Origin of the sequence: Sphingobium sp. LMC3-1-1.1, assembly GCF_040676285.1 — a bacterium.
Taxonomy (GTDB): domain Bacteria; phylum Pseudomonadota; class Alphaproteobacteria; order Sphingomonadales; family Sphingomonadaceae; genus Sphingobium.
Genome location: NZ_JBEGHQ010000001.1, coordinates 368,770 through 386,460 on the forward strand (window position 1 = coordinate 368,770; position 17,691 = coordinate 386,460).

Annotated in this window: 17 protein-coding genes; 7 read left to right on the plus strand and 10 right to left on the minus strand. The window is 63.4% G+C overall.

The features are described 5' to 3' along the window. Positions 1-92: 92 nt before the first annotated feature. Both parE and MRBLMC3_RS01860 read right to left on the minus strand, forming a co-directional pair. Positions 93-2,069: a DNA topoisomerase IV subunit B gene (parE, locus tag MRBLMC3_RS01855; protein ID WP_363825429.1), complete on the minus strand. Its 1,977-nt coding sequence runs from the start codon at positions 2,067-2,069 to the stop codon at positions 93-95. A gap of 140 nt (positions 2,070-2,209) precedes the next feature. Beyond that, complete coding sequence (locus tag MRBLMC3_RS01860) at positions 2,210-2,881, minus strand: GcrA family cell cycle regulator (RefSeq protein WP_363735094.1); 672 nt, start codon at positions 2,879-2,881, stop codon at positions 2,210-2,212. Between the two features lie 117 nt (positions 2,882-2,998). Between MRBLMC3_RS01860 and MRBLMC3_RS01865 the strand changes: the two genes are divergently transcribed. Beyond that, entirely contained in the window at positions 2,999-3,847 is an 849-nt protein-coding gene (locus tag MRBLMC3_RS01865; protein WP_133651849.1) for an ABC transporter permease, read from the plus strand. Positions 3,848-3,875: 28 nt separating this feature from the next. Here the strand turns inward: MRBLMC3_RS01865 and MRBLMC3_RS01870 are convergent, their stop codons facing one another. After that, on the minus strand, positions 3,876-4,001 hold the full coding sequence (locus MRBLMC3_RS01870; RefSeq protein WP_363735092.1) for a hypothetical protein: 126 nt from the start codon (positions 3,999-4,001) through the stop codon (positions 3,876-3,878). Further along, the gene (locus tag MRBLMC3_RS01875; RefSeq protein ID WP_363825432.1) at positions 4,001-5,320 is read right to left on the minus strand and encodes a UDP-glucose dehydrogenase family protein; all 1,320 of its coding nucleotides are present in this window, start codon (positions 5,318-5,320) and stop codon (positions 4,001-4,003) included. Before MRBLMC3_RS01875 ends, MRBLMC3_RS01870 begins: the two co-directional genes overlap by 1 nt. Before the next feature lie 156 nt (positions 5,321-5,476). Here MRBLMC3_RS01875 and wecB point away from each other — a divergent pair, with 156 nt between their 5' ends. From wecB to MRBLMC3_RS01895, 4 genes are all read left to right on the plus strand, one after another. Beyond that, entirely contained in the window at positions 5,477-6,622 is a 1,146-nt protein-coding gene (gene wecB, locus MRBLMC3_RS01880; protein WP_363825435.1) for a non-hydrolyzing UDP-N-acetylglucosamine 2-epimerase, read from the plus strand. A 111-nt stretch (positions 6,623-6,733) separates the two neighbouring features. Beyond that, complete coding sequence (gene wecC / locus MRBLMC3_RS01885; RefSeq protein WP_363825438.1) at positions 6,734-8,044, plus strand: UDP-N-acetyl-D-mannosamine dehydrogenase; 1,311 nt, start codon at positions 6,734-6,736, stop codon at positions 8,042-8,044. Between the two features lie 121 nt (positions 8,045-8,165). Next, positions 8,166-8,876 carry a polysaccharide biosynthesis/export family protein gene (locus tag MRBLMC3_RS01890; protein WP_363735084.1) on the plus strand — a complete coding sequence of 237 codons (711 nt, stop codon included), beginning with the start codon at positions 8,166-8,168 and terminating at the stop codon, positions 8,874-8,876. Next, positions 8,876-10,990, plus strand: coding sequence for a GumC family protein (locus MRBLMC3_RS01895; RefSeq protein WP_363735082.1), 2,115 nt, complete (start codon positions 8,876-8,878; stop codon positions 10,988-10,990). Before MRBLMC3_RS01890 ends, MRBLMC3_RS01895 begins: the two co-directional genes overlap by 1 nt. A gap of 131 nt (positions 10,991-11,121) precedes the next feature. Here the strand turns inward: MRBLMC3_RS01895 and purQ are convergent, their stop codons facing one another. Next, a complete protein-coding gene (purQ, locus tag MRBLMC3_RS01900; protein ID WP_363735081.1) occupies positions 11,122-11,796 on the minus strand; it encodes a phosphoribosylformylglycinamidine synthase subunit PurQ in 675 nt (224 codons plus the stop codon). 3 nt (positions 11,797-11,799) lie between these two features. Further along, positions 11,800-12,033, minus strand: a complete 234-nt coding sequence (purS, locus tag MRBLMC3_RS01905) for a phosphoribosylformylglycinamidine synthase subunit PurS (RefSeq protein WP_133651856.1) — start codon at positions 12,031-12,033, stop codon at positions 11,800-11,802. A 273-nt stretch (positions 12,034-12,306) separates the two neighbouring features. Here purS and MRBLMC3_RS01910 point away from each other — a divergent pair, with 273 nt between their 5' ends. Both MRBLMC3_RS01910 and MRBLMC3_RS01915 read left to right on the plus strand, forming a co-directional pair. Continuing rightward, entirely contained in the window at positions 12,307-12,456 is a 150-nt protein-coding gene (locus MRBLMC3_RS01910; protein ID WP_166666297.1) for a hypothetical protein, read from the plus strand. A gap of 56 nt (positions 12,457-12,512) precedes the next feature. Continuing rightward, positions 12,513-13,265, plus strand: a complete 753-nt coding sequence (locus MRBLMC3_RS01915; RefSeq protein ID WP_363735080.1) for a sulfite exporter TauE/SafE family protein — start codon at positions 12,513-12,515, stop codon at positions 13,263-13,265. 21 nt (positions 13,266-13,286) lie between these two features. Here MRBLMC3_RS01915 and purC read toward each other — a convergent pair whose 3' ends face one another. The 4 genes from purC to MRBLMC3_RS01935 form a co-directional block, all read right to left on the minus strand. Beyond that, positions 13,287-14,069 (minus strand): phosphoribosylaminoimidazolesuccinocarboxamide synthase, encoded by a 783-nt coding sequence (gene purC, locus MRBLMC3_RS01920; RefSeq protein WP_133651858.1) that lies wholly within the window; start codon positions 14,067-14,069, stop codon positions 13,287-13,289. A gap of 244 nt (positions 14,070-14,313) precedes the next feature. After that, entirely contained in the window at positions 14,314-14,442 is a 129-nt protein-coding gene (locus MRBLMC3_RS01925; RefSeq protein WP_363735079.1) for a hypothetical protein, read from the minus strand. A 31-nt stretch (positions 14,443-14,473) separates the two neighbouring features. Continuing rightward, the gene (otsA, locus tag MRBLMC3_RS01930) at positions 14,474-15,877 is read right to left on the minus strand and encodes an alpha,alpha-trehalose-phosphate synthase (UDP-forming) (protein ID WP_133651859.1); all 1,404 of its coding nucleotides are present in this window, start codon (positions 15,875-15,877) and stop codon (positions 14,474-14,476) included. A 25-nt stretch (positions 15,878-15,902) separates the two neighbouring features. Next, the gene (locus tag MRBLMC3_RS01935; RefSeq protein WP_363826599.1) at positions 15,903-17,681 is read right to left on the minus strand and encodes a glycoside hydrolase family 15 protein; all 1,779 of its coding nucleotides are present in this window, start codon (positions 17,679-17,681) and stop codon (positions 15,903-15,905) included. Between the last annotated feature and the right edge of the window lie 10 nt (positions 17,682-17,691).

Genomic DNA, 17,691 nt, shown 5'->3' on the forward strand with positions numbered 1-17,691 from the left:
TAGGCAAAAAATTGCCGGCAAATTTTTGCCCGGCCATTTTTGAGGCAAATCACGACAATCCGGTTTTCCGGGATTTCCCGGAAAATCACTCGTCAGGCGTCGATTGCCCCCTCATCGACTGTTGCCGCATTCTCCTGAATGAAGGCAAAGCGATGCGCCGGGTTGGTGCCCATCAGCCGGTCGACCAGTTCGCGGACCTGCTGCCGGTCCTCAATGTCGTCGGGCAGGGTGACGCGGATCAGGCTGCGGGTCTTGAGATCCATTGTCGTTTCGCGAAGCTGCGCCGGGTTCATCTCCCCCAGGCCCTTGAAGCGGCTGATGTCGACCTTCTTGCCCTTGAACTCCTTGGCCAGTATTTCTTCCCGATGGGCGTCGTCCCTGGCGTAGAGGCTCTTGCCGCCGGCGGTCAGGCGGTAAAGCGGCGGCTGCGCCAGATAGAGATGGCCGCGCCGCACCAGTTCCGGCATTTCCTGGAAGAAAAAGGTCATCAGCAGCGTCGCGATGTGCGCGCCGTCGACGTCGGCGTCGGTCATGATGACGATGCGTTCGTACCGCAGATTGTCGGGATTGCAGTCCTTGCGCGTGCCGCAGCCCAGCGCCAGGATCATGTCGGCAATCTCCTGATTGGCCAGGATCTTGGCGGTATTGGCGGAAGCGACGTTCAATATCTTGCCGCGCAGGGGCAGGATTGCCTGCGTCTTGCGATCACGGGCCTGCTTGGCCGAGCCGCCGGCTGAATCACCTTCGACCAGGAAGATTTCCGCTCCCTCCGGATCGTCGTTCGAACAGTCGGTCAGCTTGCCCGGCAGCCGCAACTTGCGCGCGCTGGTGGCGGTCTTGCGCTTGACCTCCTTCTCTTGCTTGCGTTTCAGCCGCTCGTCCATCCGGTCGAGCACATAGGCGAGCAGTGCCTTGCCACGCTCCATATGGTCGGAGAGGTAATGGTCGAAATGGTCACGCACCGCATTTTCCACCAGCCGCGCTGCCTCCGGACTGGTGAGTCGGTCCTTGGTCTGACTCTGGAATTGGGGATCGCGGATGAAGACCGACAGCATGATTTCCGAAGAAGTCACGATGTCGTCGGCGGTGATGTCCTTCGCCTTCTTGTTTCCGACCAGTTCGCCAAAGGCACGGATGCCCTTAACCAATGCAGCGCGCAGCCCCGTTTCATGCGTGCCGCCGTCGGGCGTCGGAATGGTGTTGCAATACCAGGAATAGGAACCGTCCGACCAGAGCGGCCACGCCACGGCCCATTCCACCCGGCCTGCGGCGTCCGGAAAATCCTGGGATCCGGAAAAAAAGGCGCTGGTGGCGCATTCCCGGTCACCCACCTGTTCCTTGAGGTGATCGGCAAGGCCGCCGGGAAACTGGAACACCGCCTCGGGCGGCGTGTCGTCCGTGATGAGTTCCGGTGCGCATTTCCAGCGGATTTCCACGCCCGCGAACAGATAGGCCTTGGACCGCGCGAGGCGATAGAGGCGAGAGGGCTTGAACTTCTGCTCCCCGAAAATCTCGTGGTCGGGGATGAAGCTGACCGACGTGCCGCGCCGGTTGGGGGCGGCACCGACCTTTTCCAGCCCACTGGTGGGCAAGCCCTGGGCAAAGCTCTGGCGGAACAATTCCTTGTTCCGCGCCACCTCGATGACGGTGACGACTGATAGCGCATTGACCACGCTGATGCCCACGCCGTGCAGACCGCCAGAGGTGGCATAGGCCTTGTCGGTGAACTTGCCCCCGGAATGGAGCGTGGTCAGAATCACCTCCAGCGCCGACTTGCCCGGAAATTTCGGATGCGGATCGACCGGGATTCCGCGGCCATTGTCGATGACGGTCAGCCTGTTGCCCGGCTCCAGCAACACCTCGATCCGCGTCGCATGTCCTGCCACCGCCTCGTCCATGCTGTTGTCCAGCACTTCGCTCGCCAGATGATGCAGCGCCCGTTCGTCCGTGCCGCCGATATACATGCCGGGGCGGCGCCGGACCGGCTCCAGCCCTTCCAGCACTTCGATGGCGGAGGCGTCATATTGCGGCGTGGAGGAGGTGTTGGCTGCGAACAGGTCTTCAGACATGGGCACAAGCTATAAGCCGGCGGACGGCGGGCGCAAGCGCGTTGGTCCGCAAAGCAGCAGCCTGGGGCTGATCACTGCATTGCCCAGCAAAAAGGGCCGCTCCCGGAGGGGCGACCCTTTTCATGTTGGGGAGCCAGCGATCAGCGAACCCGCGGGCCACCAAAGGGCAGGGGCGGCGGCGGACGGCGGGTGCCGCGCGGCAACTGTGCCTGATAGGCGCGCCCGCAATGTTCGACGCAATAAGGAAAGCCAGGGTTCACCGCTTCGCCGCAAAAATGAAAATCCGGCTCGCCCGGATGCCCCATCGGCCATTTGCAGATGCGTTCCGTGAGATCGAGCAACGTGGTCTTGCCGGCAATGTCAGGGCTGGGCTTTGCCGGCACCAGACGGCGTGGCGGGGCGGGCGGGATCGGTGCCTGCTGGTCGCCCGGACCTTGGCGTAGAAAGCCGCCGGGGCCGACCGAGATGATGCGCGGCTGCGGCGTGGCCGGCGCTTCTGCTGCGGGAGCTGCAACGGCAGGGGTTGGCGCAGGCGCGGTCGGACGAACGGGCGCGGGCGCGGCCTGCTGCGCAGGCGCGGCAGGCTTTGGCGCTTCGGCTTCGGGCGCTGGCTTGCGCAGAGGCGGGGCCGCCTTTTTGGGTACTTCGTTGGCTTTCACCGGCGAAGGACGCGATTGCAGGCCCAGCCGGTGAGCCTTGCCGATCACGGCGTTGCGGCTGACGCCGCCCAGTTCGTCGGCGATCTGGCTGGCGGTCAGGCCTCTTTCCCACATTGCCTTGAGCTGGTCGATGCGCTCGTCGGTCCAGGACAATGAATGACTCCTCAAAATTTCAAATTCGCACCCTATATGGGGCGCGCCAGCGCGGGTTCAATTTCCCGTGCACAACGCCCTTGCGGCACAACCCCTCAGCCGATAGTCGATCCGACCATGAACGACCAGTCCAAAATTGCTGCCTCCCCATCGCATCAGGCGCCTTTCCACGAACCTGGGGAGTTGGTCATCCGCAATGTGAACTGGGCCGGCACCCGCGCGCTCTATCGCAAGGAAGTGCGACGCTTCATGAAGGTGCAGCTCCAGACCATCTGGGCGCCAGCCGTCACGACGCTGATGTTCCTCGTCATCTTCACCCTGGCGCTGGGCGGAGCCAATCGCCATGTGCTGGGCGTTCCTTTTGCCGACTTCATCGCGCCGGGCCTGATGATCATGGGAATGATGAACAATGCCTTCGCGAACAGCAGCTTCTCCCTGCTTGCGGGAAAGATGCAGGGGACGCTCATCGACTATCTGATGCCGCCGCTGTCGGTCGGCGAGCTGCTGCTGGCGTTGGTCGGCGCGGCGGTGACCCGGGCCTTTTGCGTCGGCCTTGCCCTATGGGGCGCGATGGCGCTGTGGCCGGGCGTGCACGTAACTCCGGCGCATCCCTGGGCCATCCTCTGGTTCGGTCTGATGGGTACAGGGCTGACGGCCTTTATCGGCGTGCTGACGTCGATCTGGGCGGAAAAGTTCGATCATGCCGCCGCCATCACCAATTTCGTGATCGGACCGATGACGCTATTGTCGGGCACCTTCTATTCGATCGATCGCCTTGCCCCTATTTTCCGCGCGATCAGTCATGCCAATCCCTTCTTCTACGCCATTTCGGGCTTCCGCTATGGTTTCGTCGCTGCGGCGGACGGCGATGTCGTGGTGGGCAGCGTGGTTCTGCTGGGACTCAATGTCGCACTGGGCGTGCTGTGTTATGTGCTGCTCAAGCGCGGCTGGAAGCTGAAGGCGTAAGCCTGAACTTGAAACCGGCCGGACCGGATCAGGTCAGCCCGGCAATGACGGGTACGATCAGCATGATCGCGAACAAGGCAATGGCCGCCACCAGCCAATGATGCAACCGGGGAAGGGCGGGCTCATCGCGTCCTTCCCTTGGCTTCAGCAGCATCAGGCCAGGACGCCCTTGCCGCCGACCCGCGTGAGTGCAAAGCCGGCCGTTTCCGCCTCCCTGCGCGGATAGATGTTGCGCAGGTCGACCAGCACGGGTTCGTTCATCAAGGCGGCCAGACGTTTCAGATCCAGTGCCCGGAATGCATCCCATTCCGTCACCAGCACCAGCGCGTCGGCACCGGTCGCGGCTTCATAGGCATCCTTCGTCATGGTCACGCCCGGCATCAGCGGCGCGGCGACATCCATGCCCTCCGGGTCATAGGCGACGATCTGCGCGCCCGCATCTTCCAGCGCCAGCACGATGGCAAGGCTCGGCGCATCGCGCATGTCGTCGGTATTGGGCTTGAAGGTCAGGCCCAACAGCGCAACTTTCTTGCCACGCGCGTCGCCGCCCAGAGCCTTCACGATCTTTCGTCCCATGGCTCGCTTGCGCAGATCGTTCACCTGCACCACGGTTTCGACGATACGGATCGGTGTGTCATAATCCTGGCCGGTCTTCACCAGTGCCAGCGTATCCTTGGGGAAGCAGGAGCCGCCATAGCCCGGACCCGCGTGCAGGAATTTCGCGCCAATGCGGTTGTCGAGCCCAATCCCCCGCGACACGTCCTGTACCTCCGCGCCCACGGCTTCGCACAGGTCCGCCATTTCGTTGATGAAGGTGATTTTCGTCGCAAGGAAGGCGTTTGCGGCATATTTGATCAGTTCAGCGGTTCGCCGCCCCGTGAACATGACAGGCGCCTGGTTGAGGTTCAGCGGACGGTAGATCTGCCCCATGACGTCGATCGCGCGCTGGCTCCCGGTGGTGCCGACCACGACGCGGTCTGGCCGCTTGAAATCCCCGATGGCTGCGCCTTCGCGCAGGAATTCCGGGTTGGACACGACCTGTATGTCCAGATCGGGTCGGGCTTCCCGGACGATCCGTTCGACCTCATCGCCAGTGCCGACCGGCACGGTGGATTTCGTCACGATGACGGTAGGCCCGTCGAGCGAATCCGCGATTTCCTTCGCCGCTGCGTAGACATAGCTCAGATCCGCATGCCCATCGCCGCGTCGTGAAGGCGTGCCAACGGCGATGAAAATCGCATCCGCGCCCTTCACGCCTGCCGGCAGATCGGTGGTGAAGTTCAACCGCCCTGCCGAAGCATTGCTCGCGACGAGATGGTCGAGGCCCGGCTCATATATCGGCATGCGGCCCGATTCGATGGCGGCGATCTTGCCGGCATCCTTGTCCACGCACACCACGTCATGGCCGAAATCGGCAAAGCAGGCGCCTGACACCAGCCCAACATAGCCCGTGCCGATCATCGTGATCTTCATATAGTAACTGAGCCCTCGAATGGGAAAAGGTCCGGCTGGCCTCTAGCACAGCTACTTGCCTAAGCGAAAGCGGGCGTCGGGAGTACTCATGTTCAGGGGATGGTTACCATTTTCTGCCAAGCACTTACCCGAAAGACGGCTTGCAAAGGGTAAGATATGAAGGTTGCTCTGGTGTTCGGGACGCGCCCTGAGGCGATCAAGCTGTTTCCCGTGATACACGCGCTTCAGGCCCGGGACGATGTAGAGCCGCGCGTCATCGTGACCGCGCAGCATCGAGGCCTGCTGGATCAGGTCCTGGAGATCGCCGGGATCGTGCCTGACATAGACCTCGACGTGATGACGCCGAACCAGACTCTGGATGGCCTGACGGCGAAGTTGATCGTGGAACTGGGGAAGGCGTTCGACGCGGAAAAGCCCGACCGTGTGGTGGTGCATGGCGATACGCTGACCACCATGGTCGCCAGCCTGGCGGCCTATTATCGCAAGATTCCCGTGGCTCATGTCGAGGCGGGCCTGCGCAGCGGCGATATTCATCACCCCTGGCCGGAAGAGGTGAACCGCCGTGTGGTCGCCTGCATTGCGGACATGAATTTCGCGCCGACCCAGGCGGCCGCGGATGCGCTGCTGGCGGAAAATCGCGATCCGGCCAGCATATTCGTGACCGGCAATACGGTGATCGACGCGCTCCTCGCCACTCGCGAACGGGTGCTGTCCGAACCCCCTCTTGCATCGGGCCTGGACGGCCTTGCGCGGCGGTTCACCGGGAAGCGCATCATTGCGGTCACCAGCCACCGCCGCGAGAATTTCGGCGGCGGGATGGAGGCGATTGCGCGTTCGGTGGCCGACATTGCGGCGCGCCCCGACGTCGCCGTGATCTTCCCCGTCCATCCCAATCCCAATGTCCGCCCGGTGATGGACGCCGTGCTGGGCGGCCTTGCCAACGTCGCGATGATCGAGCCGCTGGACTATCCGCATTTCGTACGCCTGCTCGACATGAGCGACCTGGTCCTGACCGACAGCGGCGGCGTGCAGGAGGAGGCTCCCTCACTCGGCAAGCCGGTGCTGGTGATGCGCGAAACCACCGAACGTCCGGAAGGGGTGGAGGCCGGCACGGCGAAGCTGGTTGGCACGGATCGCGCCAGGATCGTCCGCTCCGTTGTCACCTTGCTGGATGATGATGCTGCCTATGCCGCCATGTCGCGCGCGCATAATCCCTTCGGCGACGGCCATGCGTCGGAACGCATTGCGGGCATCATAGCCGCAAGCGCAAGATCGCAAGGGAATTTGGAACGGGCCGCCTGAGCGCAGGCCCGCGACGAACTGGCGATGGGACTCGACGTTCCGTTACCCAAATCTTCAGCATTTCCCGTCACAAACCGGTGCAGATCATCGGCTTCCCCAGGACCCCGCCCAATGCCCCTCGATAAACTCCAGCAGAAGGTATCCGTCATCGGCCTCGGCTATATCGGCCTGCCGACCGCCGCCCTGATCGCCCGCGGCGGCGCGCAGGTCGTCGGCGTGGATGTCAGCGCCCATGTCGTGGAGACGGTGAATTCCGGCCGCGTCCATATAGAGGAAGTCGACCTGGATGGCCTGGTCCAGGGTGTCGTGTCCCGCGGCAATCTCCGCGCCAGCCTGGAAGTAGAAGCCAGCGACGTCTTCATCATCGCCGTGCCAACTCCCGTGGCTGAAGATCGCGCCCCTGACATCAGCCATGTCCTCAAGGCCGCTCGTACGGTCGCGCAGGTTCTGAAGGCTGGGGACACCGTCATCCTCGAATCCACCTCCCCCGTCGGCACCACCGAAGCCATGCGCGACCTTTTCGCGCAACTTCGCCCCGATCTCAAAATGCCGGAGCCTGGCGTCGCGGGCGACATCGCCGTCGCCTATTGTCCGGAGCGCGTCCTTCCCGGACGCATTCTGGTCGAACTGATCGACAATGACCGCTGCATCGGCGGCATCACGCCGCGCTGTGCCCGCAAGGCGCTGGGTTTCTACCGCCAGTTCGTTCGCGGTGCCTGCATCACCACGTCCGCCCGCGCGGCGGAAATGGTGAAGCTGGTCGAGAACAGCTTCCGTGACGTCAATATCGCCTTTGCCAACGAACTGTCCGTCATCGCGGAGCGGATGGACATCGACGTGTGGGAGGTCATCCGCCTCGCCAACCGTCACCCGCGCGTCAACATCCTTCAGCCCGGGCCTGGCGTCGGGGGGCATTGCATCGCTGTCGACCCCTGGTTCATCGTCCATGGCGATCCGGAAAACAGCCGTCTCATCCGCACGGCTCGCGAAGTGAATGACGGCAAGACCGACTATGTCGTGGCAAAGGCGTCCGACCTGATCGATGAATTTCCGGGCGAAGCGGTCGCCTGCCTTGGTCTTGCCTTCAAGCCCAATATCGACGATTTCCGCGAGAGCCCGGCCGTGAAGGTCGCGGCGCGCCTCGCCAAGCGTTATGGCCGCCGCATCAGGCTGGTCGAACCCTATGCCCATGACCTGCCGATGGAATTTGCCGGAACCGGCGCTGAACTGACCGATCTCGATACGGCTCTGGAACAATGCGGCGTTTTCGTCATTCTTGTCGATCATGACATGTTCAAATCGGTTCCGGTGGACGAACGCGCCGACAAGGCGGTCTACGACACCCGCGGCGTCTGGCCGGATCAGCCCCGACGGCCGACCTCGGGTCAGGCCGTCCCGGAACAGGCCCGGATCGCCATCTGATCCGGCGCATCGGCGCCGCGTTCGCCCGGCGAATGGTTGCCATGTCCCCGTCGCGTCGTTAACCCCGCCCGCAATGGCAGGCTTTGCGCGTGCCCACTGAATTGCGGGGGACTTTAGCGGCATGAGGTGGCCGACCGACAGCAAGAGCCGAGCGAGGATCATGGTCACGGCCTGCCTCTTGCTCAGCGCCTGCTCGACCGTGGAGGATGCGCCGAAGGGCGAGGCGGCTTATGCCGTCATCCCGCCCGCTCCTGCCGTGGGGATGGATTATCGCATCTCGCCCGACGATGTCCTGCGCATACAGGTTTATCACGAACCCGGCCTGTCCCTTGAGGACGCCCAGGTGACAGCCGCAGGCATGGTGCGCATGCCACTGGTCGGCGACGTTTCCGTGGCTGGCCTCTCCGCCAGTGAAGCATCCGATGTCATCGCCGGGCGCCTCGGTGAGCGCTATCTCGTCTCGCCACAGGTGACGGTGTTCATCAAGAAGGCGGTGGGCCGCCGCATCACCGTGGATGGAGAGGTTCGCGAGCCGGGCCTGTTTCCCGTGGACGGTCGCGTCGGACTCCTGCAGGCGATCGCGATGGCCAGGGGCCCGACCCGCCTTGCCAGCATGGGGCAGATCGTCGTGGTCCGGCAAGCGGAGGGAGAGCGCAAGGCCGCGATGTTCGACCTTGGCGCGATTCGCAAGGGAGAGGCGCCCGATCCCGAAATCCTGCCGGGCGACACCATCATCGTCGGCCTGTCGCGCGCGAAGGCGATCCTGGGTGGCGCGCTGTTGGCGCTTCCTGCCGTTGGTGCAGGGTTCGTCGCGCTGGATGGAGGGCTCTGATGGCGCGCTCGGGACTGCTGATCGACGACAGCGGCGCCTCTTCCTCCATGGAGGGGCGCGCCGCGCGTTTCGCGACAACGGCCGGCGCGGCGTGGACGGCGGTACGGCGGCATCGCATCATCCTGTTCGTCACCATGGCGCTTTGCGTGCTGGCTGGCGTGGTCTTCATCCTGCTGTCCACGCCTGATTATAGCGCCACCGCTTCCGTGGAGGTAGAGGATGTCCCGGCTGGTGCCGCGGGAGCTGCCGCAGCGCAGCGGCAGACGGCGCCGTCCGACAATGAAGCGCTGATGCAGACCGAACTGGAAGTGCTGCGCAGCCGTGCTCTGGCTGAAGATGTGGCGCGCGAACTGGCCTTGATCGGCAGTCGAACCTTCTTCGAGGGCATGAATGTCCGGCGGCCGGAACAGGGGACTGGCTCGCTCAGCCAGCGGCAGGTCGAAACCGAAACCGTCGTCAGCCTGCTACGCGACAATCTGCACGTTGAGTTGCCCGGCAAGTCGCGGGTCATCCGCATCAGCTTCACAAGCGCTGATCCGGTGCTGTCGGCGCGGGTTGCCAACAGCTATGCGGACAGCCTGATCCGGACGGACTTGAAGCGTGGATTCGAATCCGGGGTTCAGGCCCGACGATTCCTGTTGGGAGAGTTGGACGGCGCGCGCAAGGATCTGGAACGGGCGGAGCGCGACCTGGCGGTCTATGCGGCCAATGCCGGAGCCATGATGCCACCCGAATCCGATCGCAATGGCGGCGCCGATCCCGCGCCCGATGGCACTACGGCAACGCGGCTTGCCCAGCTCAACGCCTTCCGCGCGCAGGCGACAGCGGATCGGATCGCGGCGCAAAAGCGCTGGGAAAGCGCCCGCATGTCGAGTGTCGAGACCCTGCCCGAAGTGCTGAACAATGGCGCGATGCAGCAGATCATGACGGAACGGGCGCAGGCGCGGGCTCAGGTCGTGCAGGAACGCCAGTTCCGCAAGGACGCCCATCCTGAGATGCGCGAGGCGCGCGCCCGGCTCGCGGCGCTGGATGATCAGGCCGAAGCAATGGCGGGCACGATCCGCGCGTCGCTCAAGGAACAATATGACGTCGCCGTCCATGGCGAAAAGCAGATCCAGTCCGAGATCGCCAAGGTCGAGCGGCAGGCCACGGCGGAACGTGGACGCGGCGTGCAGATGAGCATATTGGAACGGCAGGTCGATACCTATCGCCTGCTGCACGATAGCCTGCTCCAGCGCTATCGCGACATGGCATCGCAGGCTGGGTTCCAGGCGGGGCGTATCCAGCCGCTGGACCGGGCGGCCGTGCCCTCCCGGCCATCCTCGCCCAATATCGGCATCACGATGCTGTTCGCTTCGCTGGGCGGGCTGATCCTCGGGCTGATGGCAGTGGTCGGGCGGCATATTTTTGATGACGCCGTTACGTCTGCCGACACGCTGGCGGAGCGGGTGAACCTGCCTTTGCTCGGCGCGGTCCCGGCGGGCGAGAAGCCGGCGGCGGAGATTTTCGCGCCGATGGCTTCCTCCCTGCTTCTGGGGTCCGCAGCGGGGCTGCCGCGTTCCATCCTGGTCACCAGTGCGCAGGAGGGGGAGGGGAAGTCCTCTACCCTATATGCCTTGGCCAAGGCGTTGGCGAAGCTGGACAAGCGCGTGCTGGTGATTGATGCCGACATGCGTCGGCCCAAGCAGCACAGCCTGTTCGGCATCTCGCCGGCGCGGGGGATCAGCGAACTGATGACGGGCCAGGCGAAGATGGAGGAGGTTGTCGTGGACAGCGGCTTGCCGGGGGTAGCCCTGCTGCCCTGCGGCGCGATCCCGCCCAATCCCGCCGAATTACTGGTGACGCCCGCGATGGACTCCCTGCTGGCAACCGTCCGGGGGCGGTACGACACCGTGCTGATCGATGCGCCGCCCGTTCTGGGCCTGTCCGACGCCTGCCTGCTGGCGAGCAAGGCGCAGGTGACGCTGCTGGTCGTCGAATGGGGACGCAATCATCATGGCGGCCTGCGCGTCGCCGTCGATCGGTTGCGCCGGGCGGGCGGGGCGATCATTGGCGCGATCCTCACCAAACAGGAAGGCCGTGCCTTTGAATATGACTATCATCGTGGCGGGTGAGCCAAGTAGCGCGGCGCGACTAAGACGGAAAATTTGCTTAGTGCGCTAAGAATGATCGTGCGAATGACGGGTACAAGGCCGTCCCTGCTTGCCAGACCCGGTCGAGTTGTCGAACGCGATATCCGTCGGACTCAGGCTTGGGTAAGCAGCCCTTCCACCAATCCTTCGAACAGCCGGCGGCCGTCGGTCGAACCATGGGCGGTCTCGATCACGCGCTCCGGGTGCGGCATCATGCCCAGCACATTGCCACCTTCGTTCAGGATGCCCGCAATGTTCCGCGCCGATCCGTTAACGTTCTCCGCGTAGCGCAGCGCCACGCGGCCTTCGCCTTCCAGCCGGTCCAGCGTTTCCGCGTCGGCGAAATAATTGCCGTCATGATGCGCCACCGGGAAGTTGATCGCTTCCCCCGCCCCATAACGGCTGGTGAAAGCGCTTTGCGCATTATCAACCGTAAGCGCCACGTCGCGGCAGACGAAATGCCCGCCCGCATTGCGCAGCAGCGCACCGGGCAGCAGCCCGCTTTCCGTCAATACCTGGAAGCCGTTGCAGATGCCGAGCACATAGGCGCCCCGATCCGCCGCCTTCGCCACCGCCTGCATCACCGGCGAGCGGGCCGCCATCGCCCCCGAACGCAGATAGTCGCCGTAGGAAAAACCGCCCGGCACGCCGATCAGGTCGATATCGTCTGGCAGTTCCGTATCGCGATGCCAGATCATGGCAGGCTTCGCGCCGGTCGCTTTCTCGAACGCCACGGCGAGGTCGCGGTCGCAATTGCTGCCGGGAAAGACGATGACGGCGCTCTTCATGGCTCAGGCCACCTTTTCGATGCGGTAATTTTCGATCACCGTGTTCGCCAGCAGCTTGCGGCACATGGCGTCAATATCCTCGTCGCTGGTGCCGTCGGCCAGATCCAGTTCAATGAGCTTTCCCGCGCGCGCATCATTGACGCCAGCGAAGCCCAGGCCTTCGAGCGCGTGATGGATCGCCTTGCCCTGCGGGTCGAGGACACCGCCCTTGAGGGTGACGAAGATGCGGGCTTTCATGAGCGTGGGACTCCATAAGACAGTCTTTCGCGCCCCCAGGGCATCCTGCTTGCAGAATGCGCAAGCCGCGAAAACCGGAGGGCTGGCGATCGTTTGAATCGTCCAGCCCTCTAGTCGCGGAGCGCTCCGCAGGCAAGGCATTATACCAGGATGCAGTGATGCTGAGGCATCAGCCTCTTGGTAACGCCCAGGTGCTGCGCGGCCTTAACCCTGGCATTATGCTTTTGTTAGCGCCGTGCCCCTATGGTGGCCAGCGGAGGGAAGGATTTTCGCATGGCCGGTCTTGCTTTGGCGATGTTCGTGGGGCTTTTCGCCTTTGGTCAGCAGATCATGGGCTATGATGATCCTCATGGCCGGGTTCAACTGACGCTCCTTGCGACCTTCACCTTCGGCGTCCTGATCGGCTATCGCGCCCAGAGCTGATTGTTCGACAACAAAATTTGCTCCCCGGATGGGATGCTTTGCTTTAGGCGGGCTCCATGAATCCGGACTATTTCTATTATGCCTGCGCCATCACCGCCGTGATCCTCACTGGTCTCGCCAAGGGCGGATTTGCCGGGATCGGGGCACTCGCCATGCCCATCATGGCACTGGGCGTGGATCCAGTGAGGGGGGCGGCGATCATGCTGCCCATTTTGATCCTGCAGGACGTCGTCAGTGTCTGGTCGTTCCGCCATCACTGGGACAGGCATGTTCTGATGGTTATGTTGCCAGGAATGGCCGCAGGGGTTGCGATCGGCTATCTTTTTGCGGCCCAGGTGTCCGAAGTCGCGGTGCTTGGTGTACTGGGCCTGATTTCGGCTCTTTTCGGGCTTCAACGACTATGGGCCGAGCGCGGCGGTGCGATGGTGCTGCCGTCCAATTCGCCGGGCTGGATCGGCATGCTGTTCGGCGTGGCGAGCGGCTTCACCAGCCATATTGCCCATGCCGGATCTCCGCCGTTCCAGATGTGGGTATTGCCCAAGCGTTTGCCGCGCGACACGCTCATCGGGACTACCGCCATCGCATTTGCCGCGGTGAACTGGATCAAGGTGCCCGCCTATGCGGCGCTGGGGCAGTTCACCAGGGCCAATCTGCTAGCGACGGCGGCCCTGATCCCCGTGGCTATCGCATCGACTCTGGCGGGCGTCGTACTGGTGCGTCGCGTCGATGCCGCGCGATTTTACACGCTCATCTATGTGCTGATGGTGTTGCTGGGGATCAAGCTGATGGCGGACGCGCTGCTCGCCTGAACGGCGCGTCCGCCATTCGCGTCAGTCCTTGCTCCGCTTCTTGCGGTGGGTGTCGAGGTCCAGGACCGTCGTATCAACGCCCTCGGGCATAAGGCCCAGGCGCCGGGCGACTTCCTGATAGGCTTCGACTTCGCCGCCCAGATCGCGGCGGAAACGATCCTTGTCCAGCTTTTCGCCAGTGGCCATGTCCCAAAGGCGGCAACCGTCGGGGCTGATCTCGTCAGCCAGGATGATGCGGCTATATTCGCCATCCCACAACCGGCCGAACTCCAGCTTGAAATCGATCAGGCGGATACCGATGCCCGCGAACAGGCCGCACATGAAGTCGTTGATGCGGATCGCCATGTCGGCAATGTCATGCATCTCGTCCTGGCTGGCCCAGCCGAAGCAGGCGATATGCTCTTCGGACACCAGCGGGTCGCCCAGCGCGTCGTCCTTGTAGCAATATTCGATCAGGGTGCGGGGAAGCTGCGTCCCTTCCTCGATGCCGAGCTTCTTGCTGAGCGAGCCGGCAGCAACGTTGCGCACTACGACCTCGATCGGCACGATCTCGACCTGGCGGACGAGCTGCTCGCGCATGTTGAGCCGGCGGATGAAATGGGTGGGAACCCCGATCTGGCCGAGCAGCGTGAAAATATGCTCGGAAATGCGGTTGTTAAGGACGCCCTTGCCTGAAATCGTGCCCTTCTTCTGGGCGTTGAAGGCAGTCGCGTCATCCTTGAAATACTGGATGATCGTACCCGGCTCGGGGCCTTCGTAAAGGATCTTTGCCTTGCCTTCATAGATCTGGCGGCGACGGGCCATATGCGGTTCCTGTCTTCCCTGGAGCGTTTTTGAAGCAGGTGGAATCACCTGCTTCAAAAACGCGGTGAATCAAAAACTGGAGCAGGCCCATAACCGATGAATCGGATCATGGCCTGCTCCGGAAAGAATGTGCCCCGGCAAACGCGAATCGGGAGGGATCAGCGGGTGCCGGGGCTGCTTGGGCTGGCCCTTAGACCAAAAGGAGCGGGGGTGCAAATGGCCCCGTTTCAGGCGCCGAAGTTCGTTACAACACGTCACCGAACATGAACCAGATCAGTGCCAGCCACGCCGCGAGGCCGAGAATGCCCAATATGACACCTGATCTGGCGCGAATGGCGGCAAGGGTGCCGCCCGCTTCTTCCTCGTCTTCCATTGCACCTACAGTAGCGGCATGTGCGGGAAAGTTAAGCGGGCTGCGCCTCCGGCTTCAGCTCGCCATTGCGCTGTACCGCCATCAACCGTTCTGTGAAGCGCTGCCGCCACCAACTGATGTCCTGTTTCTCGACGATGTCCATCATGGCGCGCCAGCGGCGCTTGCGTTCGTCGAGCGGCATGGCAAGGGCGCGGGTGATCGCGTCCGACATCTCCTCCGGGCTGTAGGGGTTGATCAGCAGCGCGTCCTTGAGCTGCTGCGCGGCGCCGGCGAAGCGCGACAGGATGAGGACGCCCGGATTGTCGGGATCCTGTGCCGCCACATATTCCTTGGCGACCAGGTTCATGCCGTCGCGCAGCGGCGTGACCAGGCCGATCTTCGCCGCGCGATATATCCCTGCCAGCTTGTCGCGCGGATAGCCCTGGTTCACGTAGCGGATCGGCGTCCAGTCGACGTCGCTATATTCGCCGTTGATGCGGCCCGCCAGCGCGTCGAGCGTGGCGCGGATCTGCTGATAGCTTTCCACCTCCCCGCGGGAGGGCGGCGCGATCTGCGTCAGCACGATGTTGCGATGCTGTTCAGGATGATCCTTCAGGAAGCGGGCATAGCCGTTGAACCGCTCTTCCAGCCCCTTGCTGTAGTCGAGGCGGTCGACGCCCACGATCATGGGACGATCCTGAAGCGAACGGCGGACCTTTTCATACATATCCTTCGCCGCGTCGCTGACGGCGGCGCTGGCATATTCCTGCGCGTTGATGCCGATCGGGCAGGCGATCGCCTGGATCGTGCGGTTTCCCAGCGTCACGAAATCGCCGTCCACCGATCCGCCCATCTCCCGCTCCACATAGTGGCGGAAGGACTCCAGCCATTCCTCCGTGTGGAAGCCGACGACATCATAGGCGAACAGCGTCTGAACCAGCTTGCTGTGATGGGGCAGCGACACCAGCAGCCGCGTAGGCGGCCAGGGAATGTGCAGGAAGAATCCCATGCGATTGTCATGGCCCCGGTCGCGCAGCATCCGGCCGAGCGGGATCATGTGATAATCCTGGACCCAGATGATGTCGTCCGGTTCGATCAGCGGGCTGGTCGTGTCGGCGAAGCGCTGATTGACACGGTTGTAGCCACCCTCGAAATCGCGGGCATATTCGGCCAGGTCGATGCGGAAGTGGAACAGCGGCCACAGCGTCTTGTTGGCATAGCCATTATAATATTCGTCGACATCCTGCTCTTCCAGGTCGATCGTCGCGGTCTTGACCCCTTCATCCTCGGAAAAGCCGATCTGGCCGGTGAAATTCTCGGTGACCTCTCCGGACCAGCCGACCCATATGCCCCTGCTTTCCCTAAGGGCCTGGGAAAGCGCGACAGCGAGGCCGCCCTGGTTGCCGGTCTTGGTCGGGCGACTGACCCGGTTGGAAATGACTATCAGGCGGCTCATGCCGAGCGCCTCCACAGCAATCGCCTCATCGCATCACGCTCCACGGTTTGCTCAAGAGCACGGCGCAATTGATGATGCCGACCAATGAGTAGGTTTGGGGATAGTTCCCCCACAATTCTCCGGTAACGGGATCGATGTCTTCGGAAAGCAGCCCGGCGGCGGTGCGGCGGGACAGCATCTCCTCGAACAGGGCGCGGGCTTCCTCGCCGCGTCCCGTACGGTGCAGCGCCTCGATCAGCCAGAAGGTGCAGACGTTGAAGGCCGTGACCGGCTCCCCGAAATCGTCCGGCGCGCTATAGCGCAACATGTCATTGCCGCGGCGCAGATCCTTTTCCAGCGCCTTCAGCGTTCCCAGGAACATGGGATTGTCGGCCGTCAGGAAACGCAGGTCGATCAACTGGAGCAGGGAGGCGTCCCTGGCATCGTCCTCGAAATTGGCGGAGATGGCATTGCTGTCGGTCCGCCACGCTGACTGGAGGATGCGTGCCTTCATGACCTCCGCCCGCTTGCGCCAATGAACCTCGCGTTCCGGCAGGTCGAGAGCGGCTGCTGCATGGGCGAGGCGGTCGCATGCCGCCCAGCACATCACCGCGCTATAGCTGTGGACATGGGCCCGGGTGCGCAATTCCCACAGGCCGGCGTCAGGCTGGTCATAGACCTGCCACGCCCGTTCGCCGACCGCCTCCAGCGCCTCGAAGTCCGACAGTCCCGCCATGCGCAGCAGGCGCTGGTCGATGAAACCCTGAACGGAGGACAGGACGATCTGGCCATAGGCGTCATGCTGCACCTGGGAATAGGCGGCATTGCCGACGCGAACCGGTCCCATGCCGCGATAGCCGGGCAGGTTCTGCGCCTCCCGCTCCTCCAGCGTGGCTTTGCCGCGCACGTCGTAGAGGGGCTGGATATGGCCGCCCCGCGCGCCATCGACGATGTTGCGGAGATAGACGAGATAGCTTTCCAGAACGTCCAGCGCGCCCAGCCGGTTCAGCGCCTCCACCGTGTAATAGGCGTCCCTGATCCAGCAATAGCGATAATCCCAGTTGCGGCCGCTGTCGGCATGTTCGGGGATGCTGGTCGTCAGCGCGGCGACGATGGCGCCGGTTTCCTCATGCTGGCAAAGCTTGAGCGTGATGGCGGAGCGGATCACCGCCTCCTGCCATTCGGCCGGAATGGCCAGGCCGCGGACCCAGATTTGCCATTCGTGGATCGTGTCGTCCAGCATCCGCTCCACGGCGGGGCGAAGGGCGTCGGAAAAGCTCTCATCCGGACCCAGGAAGAAATGCATGTCATGTTCCAGCCGGAACCAGCTTTCCTGGGAAATGAGGCCGATGGGCGCATTGGTGGAAACGCGCATTGCCATATAGGACAGTACCAGCCGGATGTGATTGGAGCCATAGCTGATCGGCACCCGTTCCGAATGCCATGAGGTGGTGGGACGCAATCTGACCCGTACGCGCGGGCTGCCTGACACCGGCCGGACGACGCGGGCGAACGCCACCGGGCGGTACATCCGGCCCTGATGCTTGTGGCGCGGGCAGAAATCATAGAGCTCGATCGCATTGCCCTGCCCATCGGTCTGGCGCGTCACCAGCACGGGAGTATTGCGGATATAATGCTGCTCGATCCGGACGCAATTCTCGAGCTCTATGGCCCAGAAGCCTCGCGAATCCGGCTCGTCCCAGGCCCCGTCGTCCAGCAGGGCCGAGAATACGGGGTCGCCGTCGACGCGGGGCACGCAGGCCCATATCATGCGCCCGGCGCGGTCGATCAGCGCTGATGCCTGGCAATTGCCGATGGGCCACAGGTCGAGCGAG